Source organism: Arthrobacter sp. fls2-241-R2A-200 (genome assembly GCF_030209745.1).
In the GTDB taxonomy this organism is placed as follows: domain Bacteria; phylum Actinomycetota; class Actinomycetes; order Actinomycetales; family Micrococcaceae; genus Arthrobacter.
In genome coordinates, this window is sequence record NZ_JARVRJ010000004.1 from 170,985 (window position 1) to 185,325 (window position 14,341).

Annotated in this window: 10 protein-coding genes; 1 reads left to right on the forward strand and 9 read right to left on the reverse strand. The window is 61.4% G+C overall.

Translation table 11 applies throughout. The features are described from left to right. Positions 1-42: 42 nt before the first annotated feature. From QRN42_RS05100 to QRN42_RS05120, 5 genes are all read right to left on the reverse strand, one after another. Positions 43-1,830: a S1 RNA-binding domain-containing protein gene (locus QRN42_RS05100; protein ID WP_133830819.1), complete on the reverse strand. Its 1,788-nt coding sequence runs from the start codon at positions 1,828-1,830 to the stop codon at positions 43-45. Beyond that, entirely contained in the window at positions 1,827-5,210 is a 3,384-nt protein-coding gene (locus QRN42_RS05105; RefSeq protein ID WP_166651675.1) for a serine/threonine-protein kinase, read from the reverse strand. Before QRN42_RS05105 ends, QRN42_RS05100 begins: the two co-directional genes overlap by 4 nt. A 573-nt stretch (positions 5,211-5,783) precedes the next feature. After that, positions 5,784-6,101: a hypothetical protein gene (locus QRN42_RS05110; protein ID WP_133830821.1), complete on the reverse strand. Its 318-nt coding sequence runs from the start codon at positions 6,099-6,101 to the stop codon at positions 5,784-5,786. Positions 6,102-6,757: 656 nt separating this feature from the next. Then, positions 6,758-8,191, reverse strand: coding sequence for an MFS transporter (locus tag QRN42_RS05115; protein ID WP_166183129.1), 1,434 nt, complete (start codon positions 8,189-8,191; stop codon positions 6,758-6,760). 224 nt (positions 8,192-8,415) lie between these two features. Then, the gene (locus QRN42_RS05120) at positions 8,416-8,715 is read right to left on the reverse strand and encodes a heavy-metal-associated domain-containing protein (protein WP_133830822.1); all 300 of its coding nucleotides are present in this window, start codon (positions 8,713-8,715) and stop codon (positions 8,416-8,418) included. Positions 8,716-9,000: 285 nt separating this feature from the next. Here QRN42_RS05120 and QRN42_RS05125 point away from each other — a divergent pair, with 285 nt between their 5' ends. Continuing rightward, positions 9,001-9,396, forward strand: coding sequence for a cupin domain-containing protein (locus tag QRN42_RS05125; protein ID WP_133830823.1), 396 nt, complete (start codon positions 9,001-9,003; stop codon positions 9,394-9,396). A 198-nt stretch (positions 9,397-9,594) separates the two neighbouring features. Here QRN42_RS05125 and QRN42_RS05130 read toward each other — a convergent pair whose 3' ends face one another. From QRN42_RS05130 to QRN42_RS05145, 4 genes are all read right to left on the reverse strand, one after another. Next, positions 9,595-11,751, reverse strand: coding sequence for an amylo-alpha-1,6-glucosidase (locus QRN42_RS05130; protein WP_133830824.1), 2,157 nt, complete (start codon positions 11,749-11,751; stop codon positions 9,595-9,597). 232 nt (positions 11,752-11,983) lie between these two features. Then, positions 11,984-12,709, reverse strand: coding sequence for a winged helix-turn-helix transcriptional regulator (locus tag QRN42_RS05135; RefSeq protein WP_133830825.1), 726 nt, complete (start codon positions 12,707-12,709; stop codon positions 11,984-11,986). A 191-nt stretch (positions 12,710-12,900) separates the two neighbouring features. Continuing rightward, on the reverse strand, positions 12,901-13,680 hold the full coding sequence (locus QRN42_RS05140; RefSeq protein WP_133830826.1) for an MBL fold metallo-hydrolase: 780 nt from the start codon (positions 13,678-13,680) through the stop codon (positions 12,901-12,903). A gap of 37 nt (positions 13,681-13,717) precedes the next feature. Further along, positions 13,718-14,140 (reverse strand): PAS domain S-box protein, encoded by a 423-nt coding sequence (locus QRN42_RS05145; RefSeq protein ID WP_205679365.1) that lies wholly within the window; start codon positions 14,138-14,140, stop codon positions 13,718-13,720. Positions 14,141-14,341: the final 201 nt, after the last annotated feature.

Below are 14,341 nucleotides of genomic sequence, written 5' to 3' on the forward strand. Positions count from 1 at the left end.
AGCCATGCACCTAGATCCGCCAATACAGAAGCGGGCCGTGTTTTAGCCCTGCAGTGCGAGCGAGACGCGTTTGCGTTCGGGTTGGACCTCAAGAATCCGGACATTGACGCGTCCTCCGATAGCGAGGCCGTTCCCCTCCGGCCTTCGCATGGTGGACGGCAGTCGCGAATTGTGGATGAGGCCCACGATGCCGTTTTCGAGGGTGACGAACACTCCAAAGACGGCGAAGCCTTGGATCCGGCCAGGAATCGTCTCTCCGGTGCGAAGCCGTGCCCATGCCTCATCTGGAGGCGTCTTCCTCGGCTTTCGGTGCCGTGGTGGCCGGCTGCTGTGGCCCTCACTGTTGTCATCTTGGGCATCGGATGCAGCGTTTGGCGACGTGCTCGAGGTGCTGGCATCGGGAAGAGCGGCCCCGGACGGGTTGGGAAGGTTGCCGACCACCTCCAATGCCTGCTCTCTGACCTGGTCCAGATACCGCTCATAGGCAAGGTCGGCAAGCCTGCGTTCACGGACGAGCGTTCCTTCCTCCATTCGGTACCGTCGGCTCCTGTCCCCTCTGAACGATAGCCAGTTGAAACTTGTCGTGACATAAAAGTCGTCGCCGACGAGCACCTTGGCGTGGGTGTTCTTCAATCGCACTACGGCAAGCTGTTTTGACCGTCGCGCTGCCGAATGAAGCTCGGTGAGGGACTCGTCGATCTTAGGCTGGTCTTCATATCCCCAGGCGATGATGACAGGGCACTTCGCAGCCAATTTCTCGATTTGCCTGATCCAGGTCTTTGTGACCACGGCACTTGTGATCCACGGGCTGATGATGAGGAGTCTCCGCCGGGCCTTTGTCACTGCTTCATCGAGAATCCAGGGATGCTCATAGGTGCCGAGCCACCGTATCGCGGCCGAATCGACAGTCTGGCCGGCTTCTGCGCCGGTATCCGGATGGGGTCCCACTGTCCCGGTTTCGGGACCGTCTGCCATCGCTTGGAGCGTGAGAACCTCTTCTCGCGCCATCGTCGGGGTAACGCCGGGCTCCGGTGAGTCGGTCCGTGTTTGGCCGTCGGCGGGCGACTGCGGTCCTTCAATTCTGATGCCGAGTCGATCGACGGTCTGAAGGCGCTCGAGTTGCACCTCGTGGGCCGGACTCCACGTACCGTCAATGTCTAGGCCCAGACGAACCGAGTCGGAGTCGATTCCTTTATAGATCAGCAGGATGGCTTCTTTGAAGTACTTCCGGTTCTCGGTGACACCGAGAGTGCCGAGTATCCGGTTGACCTGGTTCCTGCCCCCGAGAATTGCGGTGAGGTCGGCGGCGGACAGTTCGTCTACGGCTGCAGGTTCGCCTGACGCTGGCGGCAGGACCAATATTCCTACACGGTTCCCTACCTCGGCTGCGCGTGTGAGGGATCGTTTAGTCCAGGCGACTGGTTTGCGAACGATCCTGTCAAACATGACCGAGAGGGTGACGACTTTCGGAGCCTCTGCCACAGTATCCTCGAGTGCCTCTTGCCCAGGGGGCAGGAGTTGTATGTGGCGGTGGTCGGTGTCGAGCGCCCTGTAGTCGATCATCTCCCTCTGCAGCAGGGCCCCGATCACATTCGCGGTATCGTCTTGATCGAGTCCGAGGAACCAGGAGATTTCCTCGATCCGCTTCAAACCTAATTTGATGGCCCGGAGGGTGTATCGCTCGGCGACGCCGAGCTCGCTGGCTCTTTCGGCCAGCAGGTCGACGGTGAGCACTGAGGCTGGGATGGCGCAGGGCTCTGCGGACACCAAGAGGTGGCCAGGGATGACGTGGGCGTGGCGTCGGGCAGCGAGGGCGAGGGGGTCGGTCACACGAACTCCATTCGGCAATCGTCGGTGTGTTCTATGTGGTGGAGCACTCTTTTCAGCGGTCCGTCTTTCGCAGTGCAGAATTCCGAGTCTCCGACAATCCAGAGGAGTTCGCGTGCGCGTGAAAGAGCCACATTGATGCGGCCTTCCCCGAAGGACTCGGAGAGGAAACCCATTTCGAGTCGGGCGTTGCTCCGGGTGACGGAGAATATTACGACGTCCGCTTCTCTGCCCTGTACGGCGTCGATCGTTTTGACGCTGGTGTCGAGGTGGGGAAGATTAAGGGCCCGGACTGCGCGGTCCAGCATGTGGAGCTGTCGTTGGTATCCGGTGAGGACAAGGACTTCGATCCGGTTGCCGTCCAGACGGTGGAGCTCGCCTCTTTCGGCCATTTCTTCCAGTCGGGAAAGTCGTCGGCAGACGATGTCGACCTCGGTCGAGTTCGAGGAGCTTTTCGCCTTGGCCGAGTCTTCATGTCGGGTTTCGCGACGACTTGTCGAGAACCACGCCACGCGAGGTTGCCCGCTGAGGGCTTCTCCGTCGAGTGAAGGATGCGGATCGTGCACCAGTTGCTTGTCATAGAAGGTGTTGGAGATCAGTTGTCCGATGGGGCGAGCCATCCGATGCTGCGTGACGAGGCTCTCTCTGCAGTCATTTGGTGACTCTGCAACCAGGATGCTGAACAGCGAGTCGGAGCCGAGCAGTTCGTCGAGATTGTAGGTATCGACAAGCTCACTGTGGTCCATGACCTCTTCGCGCATCGGCGGGAGCTGTTTCGTGTCGCCCACGAGCACCCACCGGCGCGAACGCACCATGGGGACGAAGAGTTCGGTGGAAGTTGCCCGTGACGCCTCGTCGACGATGCAGAGGTCGAAGTCGATATCGCGGACGCTCTGGTTTCCCAAGAATCCCATGCACGTCCCGGCGATGACGGACTGTTTCGGAAGGAACAGCAGCTCGGCCGCGCGGGGATCCTGAAGGCTTGCCAGCCAGTCGGCTTGGGCGCGCATGATGTCCCGGAGGCGGGCAGCGTCGGGCCTACTATCCAGGCACGCTGCGGAAAGCTGGGTGAGTGTTTCGATGGTTTCCTGTTCGGCGACATTGGCATCAACGGCACCGGCCTGCTGTCGAACCGTGTCCAAGGCGAGGGCTGCCGCCTTCTCAGCCCTGTCCAGCCGATCCGTCAGTTCGTTTTCGACGTCGTCGTCGCTGTCCTGTGGGTCGAATGATTCGAGTTCTGCCTTACGCTGGTCCCGGAGCCGCAGCGCGGCTGCGGCCTCCTCTGCGGCGAAGGCCAATCGGAGGCTCAGGGCGGAGACGTCGGCGGCAGCGGCCAGCTGCTCGAGCCCTTGGCCAGCCCTGTGCCTCACTTCCTCCGTCCAGGCTTTGATCTTGTTCGGCAGGAGGAGATGGACCGCCTCCTGGGCTACCTGGTCTTCTCGCGTCGAGAGTCGGACAAGGCCGTCCACTCCTGCCCTGTCGAGACGGCTTACGGCGTTGTCAAGAGCAACGTGCATCTGGCTGACGAGGAGGATCCTGTCATTTGGACGGGCCCTCAGGTGCTGGGCGACGAGCTCGCAGATGAAGGACGTCTTTCCGGTGCCCGGTGGGCCTTGGACGAGGAAGAGGTCAGAGGCTCCGAGTGCCTTTGCCACTGCGACCTTCTTGTCGTCGTCGAGGTCCGCGTTGATGGGCGCGAACTCCACTGGCTGGGCAGGAGAGCTCGACGCGGGGTCCAGTACCAGGTCGCGAAGGTCCGGGCGCAGGCTTCTTTGGTCGCGGAGCGAGCCGAGTGCTTCCCGTTGTCGCCGCACTGCGGTGTTCGAGGCTGTCCGGTTCCTGACCAGGACTCCGTCTTCAGGAAAATCGGCAGGGTTTCCTGAGATTCGGACGGTCGCCTCGTCTCCGTCGATCTCCTCCACGACGCATGAAACAGCGGTTCCGGACGTAGGCCGGGCTGTTTCGCGGGCCAAGAGGTCCTGGTCGAGGATTTCCTCACGCGGTTCGTGGTCCAGTTGGAGGTTTGCGGTGTTCCAGTGACGGGAGTTGAGCCTGTATCCGACAGGGTCTTCGAGTTTCCTGTCGAGTTCCTCCTTGGCCTCGATGAGTCGTGACCAGCCGTCAAGTCGGCTTTGGCGGAATCGTTCGCTGTCGCGGTCCTCGGCATCCTGGATGGCCTGCCGAAGGAGTTCGTGAAGCTCGTTGGTCGCGCGGTATGCAGCCAGCGGGCTCGCCGGTTGCCGGGCGGTCCAGATGTACTGATCTGACGGCAGGAGGACTGCTGCTGGCGAGCGACGGCGTGCCTCAAGTTCGTAGAAATCGCGGACGTCGGCTCGCGTGCAGACCATGCCTCCCTGCGTGAACTTGACGACGAGGCAGAGCTCGTCGCCGACGAGCTCGAACTCGTCCGGGTTGAGGATGACCGCTGAACCCTTCTGGACTCTGCGGGGGACGGCGTACGTGGCTGTTCCCATGAGGGTTTCGATCGAGCGTTCAGGGATCGAGTCAGCACGTGCTTTCAGCAACTGCGTGCGGGCCTGCGTGGTGAGGTTGACTGCCATCTCGGTTTGGGCGCGCCATTTCCGGCTGCGGTTGGAGTGGAGCTTACGGAGCTCGAGGTCCAGGACCTGGCCATCTTTGGGCCTGTTGCTCGGGTCATTGCTCAGACAGCGCTTCAACAGGTCCATAACCTGTTCAGGGACATCTATGCCGTCTACGTCGTCTGACAAGGCTCGTGAGATGTCTGCATAGTTGCGCAGCTCGTAGGGGACGAGACAGCGGACTAACGTGGCTGCGAGCCCGTGGACGTCCCGGTTCGCTGCCGCCTTCGTAACCTTTTCCGGCGGTGCATAAGGCGTGGAGGCGTGGTCCACGACTGTGGCATCTCCCGGTGCAGCCACTTGGTTCTTAATTTTGCTAATGCCGAAGTCGGCAAGCAGCGGTCCATGGCCGTCCCACAAGACGTTGGTGGGTTTGATATCCCTATGCAACACACCGTTGGCGTGGGCGTGGGCTAGCGCGCTCGAAAGGGGGAGCCCAATAGTCTCGCACAGATCATCCCACCCTGGGGGCTCGCCCAGGGCTGCGAGCCATTCCGTCAGGGAGTCTGGAATCCACTCGAGGACGATGTAGTAGTCACCACGTTGGGCGTCGAAGCCTTTGTCGAGGAGCCGGGCGACGTTGGGATGGTCGAGTCGGGCAAGTGCATCCGTCTCCCTCGTGAAAAAGATGGCGTTGACCGCATCCTTTGTGCCTGGAATGACCTTAACCGCGACTTCTTTACCACTGTCCAGATCGACGGCCTTGAAGACATCGCCTTGTCCACCTTGCCTGTGGCTACCCCTGATCGCCGCATACCGATCCGCGATGAACTCTTGCGCCATTCCCCCAGCTGACCTGAGAACTATTACCGTCATCCTAGCCGGGACCTGCAGCAAAGGTCGGCGGGAGTGACACCAGACAACGATTTTCGGGTCCTCCAACCTCTCCCTGAAACGGGACCACGGCGTTGATCTCCCGGAGGATCGCGAGATGTCGCGCGCATGGTTGACGGCAAATCGGCCACTGCTCGTACGCCTCCACGCATACATGCTTAAGGGGATAGACCCGGAGGAAAGCGAATAACGGTGTGAGCGAGGGTGCTGCGATTCTTGCATTATCAGGCAGAACGGTGCGAACACCACATGAACACCAGGGTCGGACTTCTTCCTGCTTAGGCGCATGGACGCGCCGGGAGACAGGAGCCGCGGCATGGACGGATAATGAGCGGCTATGGAACCAAATGCTGAGGTTCCCGCGGTCCCTGTCCAGGGGAAGAGTGGGCCTCGCCTGGTTCAGTTGATGTCCGCGCGACGCATGCCGGGCCTCGGCATATCCAAGGGTTCTTGCCAGTCCGGTCTGCATGACGAAAGAAAGAACCCCGACAGCCGGGGCTGTCGGGGTTCCGTCGAGGCCTGTCAGGAGCCGCTGATCTTCCCTGCCGCGATGAGCTGCTGGGCGCGATGCTGCTGCTCATCGTCGCCAAAGCGCGTCACCGCCGTCATCAGATCCATGCCATCCTCAAGTCCGCCATAGATCTCCTCCAGCCGCTCGCGCGAGCCGCCGAGCAAGTTGATGCCGCCCAGCGCGTTGATCTGCTCGAGCTGCAGGTAGGCGCGGTACACGAGGTCGACGTGTACACCGTCATCGGCGGTGAAGGGGTTCGGGACGTAGTCGGCGTCCGGCGTAAGGCCATCCGTGTCGAGGCCCAACTGGGCCAGCTCGTTCTTGTTCATGGATGCTTCTCCTTGGTTTTGGGACTGTCACTCGGCTGTGACGACTCTCGATCTGAGACGGTCAGGATGCCCCCGGCCGGGCTCCGCCTGGCTGGAACGCCTGCGGGCCGACCATGATGATCACATTGATTTGGACGTCACTTACCTGGCGTACCAGGACGTCATCGACGCCTTTCAGCATACCGATGGGTGGACCAGCAAGCGTGGCAGGAAAGCGTAAAGACCATGTGTGCGCGCCCTGCTGACATCGAAATTCTGGCTGATTGGTGGACGGTAACCAGGATCGGTCCGACCAGCTCTGGGGTTCTCGTGGGTACCGCAGACCTACAAATTCCGTTGCATGTCCTCCAGAATGGGGATACACCAGGGCTAGGCTGGCGGAACACAAAGTCGGAGGAGGATCCCCTGAAGCGCAGCACCGGGTTGTTAGCGGCCAGGAATACTGCCCACAGGGGCGGGGAAGCCCGGGTCAACCGCCGCTTCGAAGCGTTTCGCGAGGTCCGCCGGCTATTGAACGGTGACCCGGTGGTATCTAGGCGAGGCTCTAGCTGCGCTTTTCGAGCGGACGATACCTGTCGCCGAGCATGCGCGCCCAGGCACAGGGGCGCGCATGCTGTACCTTCTCGTCACTGGAGACAGTCCCTGTCCGGGTCCGCCTAATGAATTCCGGCCGCAGCGGGGGCGTTGGCCTGTGCCGCGGTTCGGGAAGGCAAGGTAGCTGCAGCCAGTATTCCTGCAGCCACCAGCAGCCCAGCCGCGACGGCAAGTGCGCTGCCGTATCCGGCGACCAGTTGGCCTGCCTCGGTGACGGCCGAATGCTGGCTGCTGTTGCTGACCGTTGCAGCAACGCCTGCCAAAACGGCCAGTCCGAGGGCAACGCCGATTTGCTGGGCCGAGTTCAGCAGCGCAGAGGCAATTCCGGCCTCGGTTTCCTTCGTGTGATATACGGCGGCCTGGGTCAGGGCGATAATGCCGAGACCGAACCCAAGGGCGAGGATGAACATGGCCGGTGCCAGGTGCAGCCAGTAGTTCGTGTTTACCTGGATGAAGGAGAACCAGAAGGCAGCCCCGGCACTGAGCAGTGCCCCCGCTGCTGCGATGAGGCGCGTGGCCATCTTCAGCAGCAGCTTAGGCGCGGCCCCTGCCCCGAGCACCAGCCCTGCCGCGAACGGCAGCCAGCTGGCACCGGTCCGCAGAGGGCCGTAATGCTGAACCTGCTGGAGATAGAGGGTGATCACGTAGAAGCTGCCCATGGGACCAATGGCTAGCAGCAGCATGGAGGCGTATGCGCCAGCGCGGCCACGGTCCCGGAACAGCCCCAGTGGGACCAGCGGCGTGCTGCTGCGGGATTGCAGGGCGATGAAGGCAGCCAGCAGCAGGGCTGCAGCGGCTACCAGACCAAGGCCCAGAGGGTCAGCGAAACCCTCCTCGCCAAAGCGGGTAATTGCGTACACCAGGGCGACCATGCCGCTGGTTCCCAATACGGCGCCCCTGACATCGAGACTCCCGGCGTGCCGTCCTGCGCTCACCAAGGTCCGGCTGCCCAGGAGCACGAGGATGCCGATGGGTACGTTGATGAAAAAGACCCACCGCCAGCCGAGGGTGTCGGTCAGGCCGCCACCAAGAAGCAATCCCACCACAATTCCGAGAGCGGACATCGCGCCGTACAGCGACAGGGCTGCATCACGGGTCTTGCGTTCGGAGAAGGTTGTCGCAATGAGGGCCAGGGCGTTGGGCGCAACCAGTGCTGCTCCCAGCCCCTGAACCGCTCGGGCGGCGATGAGGGTCTCGCTGTTGGGGCCAAGACCCCCGGCCAGCGATGCGATGACGAAGAGGGCGAGACCGGCCTGCAATGCATGCCGCCGTCCGTAGAGATCGCCAAGCCGACCGCCCAGGAGCAGCAGAGCCCCGAACGTGAGGTTATAAGCATTCACAATCCAGGGCAGATGCACGGCGTTCACCCCGAGTTCCTGCTGGATGCTAGGCAACGCGATGTTCACGATGGAGTCGTCGAGCACCAGCATCAGCTGTGCGGTCGCGATCACCAGCAACGGCACCAATCCGCGCCGCTGTCCTGTTTTTCCGGTCATAGCATGTCCTCTACAAATTGGCGGGCAGCAGAGCCCGCAGAAAGTTCAGGGGGTACCCGAGTCGGGTGTTTTTTGGGGTTGCGCGGCCTGCTGGGGTTCGGGTGGACCCCGCTGGCCAGTTGTGGAGGGATTCATTCGCCCGCGGGCGCGCTTCGATGCCTCCTGTTTCGGGAGGGGGCGCCAACTTCTGGGCCGTTTTTGCGGCGTGAAGTTCCAGGGAATTACTAGCCGCTAACCACGTAACCGGCGGCAATGACGGCTTGGCGTACAGCAGCCGCGGCGGCTTTGCCGCCCATCAGGAGGCGGGAAAGGCCACCAGGAACGAGCTCAATAGCCACAGAATCCACTCCCTCAAGGACCAGGACGGCCTTCTCGACTGTCTGGGCACAATGCCGGCAGGTTAGGCCCTCGAGAGTGAGCTCAGCAGCGGAGGAGGTGGGCTGCGAAAAGACGTTGGCTGTGCAGCAACTGCATCCCGCACTCGAGGCGAGGGGAAGCTCAGTGCGGTTTCCAGATTCAAACATGTCAGTTTCCATTCCTTGATGGAGCATCAATGGGCGCTGGGGTTGACGGGCCGTGAAAGCGGGTGTTGGCACCGGCCGGGACATGCCTTGTCACTGACAACGCATCCACTATACCCCCCGGGGGTATAGTGCGCAACGTGGGTAGATTTGAGCGCCGTTTATGCGTGCCTGCGGTATGGGGGTCAGTACAGCTTTCGTACTTGTCCGGTAGAGAGAGCAGGTCGCTGAATTGAAACAAGGCGTCACTGCGGACGCTTTACACGACGAAGGAGCAGAGGAAGAACTATGGCTGTAGACCTCACACGTATGCAGAAGGCCAATTTTGTCGACGAGGACAAGTACGAACTCATTACTATCGGGCGGATCACGAAAAGGATGGTGACCCTTGACGGGGCCAGCGCCCTTCTCGTCCGTTTCCCGGTGGGAGCATCAGTGACGGAGGATGCGGTCAAGACCGGAATTCTCGACACGGATATGTGTCCCATGCCGCATGTCGCCTACATCCTGGAAGGCAGTTTGGGGGTGCGCCAGCGTACCGGATCCGAGGAGGAATTCTCAGCCGGAGATCTTATGATGCTGCCGCCGGAGCATGAAGCATGGACCGTCGGGGACAGGGACTGCGTCTTTATCGAATTCATGCGTGGGACCAGTGACGTCTACGACTACTGGCCGGAGCACTGAGCGGGCGCGTAGGCGCCATGTGAAGTGCGGGCACGATGAGCGCTGAAGATAGCGCTCATCATGCCACGTCTCCCGTTGGGCAAGTCGCCGCGCCTAACGGGAGGCGTGCCAGAAGTCATCATCTAACTGTTCGCCGGCTTCGTCCCAGAGGGGATGGCGGCGCTGTAACATCGAGGGTGTCGACGACAGTCAGGCTGCCTACTTCCGTCGTCGGCGGTCTGCCTGTTCGACCAGTTCCGTAATCCATGGCCGATGTCCGCGTCGAAATTCCATCCACTCAGGCAGGCCCTGAATAGAGGGGCCGGACCTATCGATGTCGATGGTGATCCGGCCGCCACCCACAGGTGCGTTGGTGATGTGCAGATCACCATAGGCTTCCGGAAGCACAGGATCCATCCACAGTCCCCGACGGGAGACATGAACGTCGTACCGCATCAGGTTCGTCACCAGGAGGATCGGGGCCGTTGCTGCCCAAGCCTGGGGCGAACACGCCGTTGGATAGGGTACGGGTTCGGCGAACTGATCACGGCTGAAGCCGCAGAAGAGCTCGGGCAAGCGCCCGCCCGAGAATTCGGCGGCTTCCAATATCGCAGTGGTAATGCGCTGTGCTTCCGCCACGAAGCCGTATCGCAACAGACCGGCAGCGATGATTGCATTGTCGTGGGGCCATACCGAGCCGTTGTGATAGCTGGCCGGGTTATATGCGCCCATGTTGCTGGCCAAGGTCCGTATACCCCAGCCGCTGAACATCTCCGGAGACATAAGCCGCTCGGCAACCTGCGGAGCCTTGTCCTCGTCTACGAGTCCGTAGACCAGACAGTGGCCCATGTTGGAAGCACACGCGTCCACCTGTCGCTTCCTGCCGTCGAGTGCGATTGCATAGTACCCCCGGTCCGGCATCCAGAACTGCTCGTTAAATCTCCGCTTCAGTTCCGCCGCCCGATCGGCGAGATCATCTCCCCGTGCCGTGTCGCCCGCGTCGTATGCCATCCAGGCACGCGCGGTATACGCAGCATAGACATAGGCCTGGACTTCACAGAGCGCGATCGGGGGCTCCGCAAGTGTTCCATCGGCAAAATTGATGCCGTCCCAGGAGTCTTTCCAGCCTTGGTTTATCAGGCCCTGGTCGTTGAGCCGTTCATATTCGACGAAACCGTCGCCGTCCTTGTCCCCGTAGTGACGTATCCATTCCAGGGCGCGGTCCGCGTGGGGCAGCAAACCGGCGATAATATCTGCTCCGAATCCCCACCGGCTGACGGCTCCGAGCACATCCACAAATAACGGAGTCGCGTCGACGCTCCCGTAGTAGGCTGAGTTGCCTCCAAGGGCCAAACCGGCATTGAGGCTAAGCCTTACTTCGTGCAGGATCTTGCCGGGCTCCTCCTCGGTCAGCGGGTCCACGATGGTTCCTTGCCGGTCCGCCAGCGTCTGCAGCGTCCCCAAAGCCAGTGAGGGATCCACCGGTAACGCCATTTCCGAGGCCCACAGGGAATCCCGGCCAAAGAGCGTCATGAACCACGGCGCACCTGCCGCCACCACAACGCGTTCGGGATGATCCGGATCCTCGATCCGGAGGGCACCCAAGTCGTCGTAGCTCCGCCGTAACGTACGCTCAATGGATCGGTTACCCATGCGAACGACGGGAATCCTGGCAACCCATTCCTTGCGGCGCCGGTCACTGGGGGACAACTCCTCCCCCTCAGGGTGGACAAGGGTGGCGCTCCGGCCAGAGCCTTCAACCTCAACCCGGGCACTGACGACAGCGCTCCAGTCCCCTTGCGGTGGGACAGATACCAGAAAGGTGACCCCCTCCGGCTTCACCTCTGCTCCCGGAGCCTGAATGACGACCCGTTTTCGCATGCCTTGCCAGACACCGGAAATGGTCAGCTGGTCCCCATCCACGTACCGGGTTGCGTCCCACGCACGCTGGATCCGGGCTTCCTTCACTTCAAAAAGGTCCGCGAAGTCAGCTTCAACCTCGAGGGAAATCGCGCATTCGACGGGTTTGGTTGAATAATTGCGGACGGTAAGTCGCTCCTGAATACCCGCGCCGACTTCCCGCAGGCGCTCCACGATCAGCGGGCTGTCGGCATATCCGTCGGAACGGGGAACGCGACCTGCAAACAGGGCCCGGAACGGCTCGCGCGTCTCGGCAGCGAGGGACTCAAGCGGATGACTGTTGACTGTCAGGTTCCAGCGGGACAGGAATCGGGTGTCCTGCACGAACAGGCCATGCGGGTGCTCGGGATGAATGTCGCCATTGGGCAAAGAAATGCAGAACGAGGTTTCCTCGACCAGGGTGACGGTCCCTGCCCCTACTGGGCCGGCAGCCGTGTCAGCATTCCATCCAGCCATCCTGGTTCCTCCAAGAAAGCAGCGCCGGCACAACGTGGTCTCTTAGACACGCTTGGGCGACGGCACCTCTGTTTACTTGACCCTACTCTCCCCCGGCTAAGGGGTGTAGACCCTGTTTCATATCCCTGCATGGCATCCAGAAACAGGACCCAGTGCAACGTACCTGTATAGCAGGAAGCCGGGAAACGGCGGGCCTGTCAACCGCGGGGCACCGTATGGTGGGCGCTGACCGTTAGGAAGCTGCCCGAGGGGCGAACCAGCCGGAGAAGTCCGCAGCCCACTCTTGCGGGCCAACAAACCCGATGGAGCCCAGCTGCCGCGCCTCCTCACAGCGGCGCAGACCCCACCAGAGGTCGTAGAGCACCCGCGGGGCGACATGAACCTGAAGATCCGGGACACGTTCTGCGCGGCCGATGCTCGCGGTTGTCTTGCTGTTCTCTGTGCAGATCCAGCCATGAAGGGGAGCTCCCCTGACGTTGTCGAACTCGAACCCCAGGACAATCGACTTCCTGGGCAGGGAATCTGTCACAAGGCTGCGGCCCATGTGTTCGAGCAGCGTGCCAAGCCCTGTCCGCAGGTCATTCTCAAAGGGCGCATGCCAATGACTCGCCCAGAGGCCCAGCGACTCCAAGGTCTGCCGCAGCGCGTAGCCGACCGGCGTCAGTCTGTAGCGTCGTGAGCCGCGGGGGCCGGTTTCATCGTTGCGAACGACAAGCTCCAGCTGGACCAGGCGCTTGAGCCGCTGGGAAAGCAGTGTCCGCGAAAGGTCAGGCAGGGCCCGGGACATATCGTTGAACCCCATTTCACCGCAGAGGAGTTCGCGCACGATCAATAGGGACCAGCGGTCACCCAGCAGCCGCAGCCCTTGTGATATCGACCAATAATCGGCACTCGGGCGCCCTGCTGTTTTCGCCAGGTCGTCTTGTTCCCGGGTGAACTGCTCCGCAATGGTCGTCATCGTCCCTGAGCTCCAAGCGATCCGTGAGTTGTGCTGCCACCATTCTTCCCGACCCTTCGAGGTGCTGTGTGTGCGCCACGCACATAAGTTGATGCCCGCCTGTCCGTCGCAGGCCTTCACCGGTTCTGCCTTTAAGCAAGAATCGAAGGTTGGCCGATAACCGTCCAACCTTCGATTCTGCGGTCCGTTTGCTAGAGCCGGATGTCTGCAGACTCCCCCGGTTTCAAGGCGATGAGGAGTTCGCTGAGCCCGGCATCGGCGAAAAGCTTGCTGATCTGGTCCGCATTCTGGCTGAAATGTTCCCACGAATCCTCGTGCACTGGAACGACCTTCTTGACACCCATGATCTTGGCCGCCTCCAGGGCCCGGTCATTGCTGAGGGTGATGTACGCGCCATCTGCGATCACATCGAATTTTGCGCCGCCGACGAAGAGCACAGCGATATCAATGGCTGGAAAACGATCCGCAATTTCGCGCACGATATCCAGCTCGGAGTTATCACCGCTGATGTAAATCGTCGGCATGCCCTCTGCTTCGAGGACAAAGCCAATAACGGGCCCGAGTGCGTCCCACACGCCCTCCGGGCCATGATGCGCCGGCACTGCCGTGATTTTCATCTGCCTGCCATCGGGAAGCGTAACGGTATGAGTCTCGTAGTCGCTGGTCCCGCGGACGTTGGGGCCGAAGTTCTTCGCAGCCTCCGTCGTGGTGAGGGCAAGCGGCACCATCGTCAGAAAACCCCGGCCGGCCACGTCCAGGTTGTCGATGTGCTCGTGGGAGGCGAGTGCCAGGTCAACGTGGCCAAGCTCCTCGGGGGTGGCGCTGGGGGCGAGCTTCTTGATGACGGGTCCGGCGATTGGGTGGTGGTAGACCTGGGGGGAATCGAAGGTGGGGTCAGTGATCATCCGGTAGCCGGCGATCTCGAGGAGCAGGGTCGGTCCTCCAATGAGGGTTGCTTTGACGTCGTCCATAATTTCAGTCCTTTATCGGGTCGGTGGCGGCCGGGGTTCAGCTCTTGCTCGTCATTTGAGCCGTGATGTCTTCCGCCCCGTGCAGGACATAGACGAGCTTGCCGTCATCGTCGAAAGCCGGAGCGTTCAGGGGCTGGAACCACCGGGGCTCGAAAATCCCGTCTGAGTTCTCGATGTCATAGCGAACAGGCGGAAGAATATCGATCTTGCCGGTTTCGACAACACGCTCGATGGAGCTGCGCAGAATCTCTGTTCCCTTGGCGTCAGGGTTGTCCGGGTTGTCCGGAAAAGCCTCGAGGATGTCCATGCCGACGATTCCCTCGCGGCTCTTTCCCGTAGATGCAAGGAACGAGTCAGTGGCAGCGACGATCGTTCTGTCGGGGGTGACGATGATGTATTGGTTCGGCAGACTTTCGAAGATTTTCTGAAAGTCGGGGTTATGTGCATCTGAGGATGACACTTCGACTCCTTTCCCTGATGAGCGACTCTTTCGCGTCTCGTATTGCCATTGCAGCAGGTGGGGCCGCCCCCCACTAGTGCAATACATGGACTGGAAGGAGTCAGCGTCCCTGCTGTTTCGCCGACCAGGGCCTGCCGCAGATGTCGGGAAAAACGGGGATGCCCTTTGGCTTGGGCCATCGGCGGCATTTGTCCCAGATCC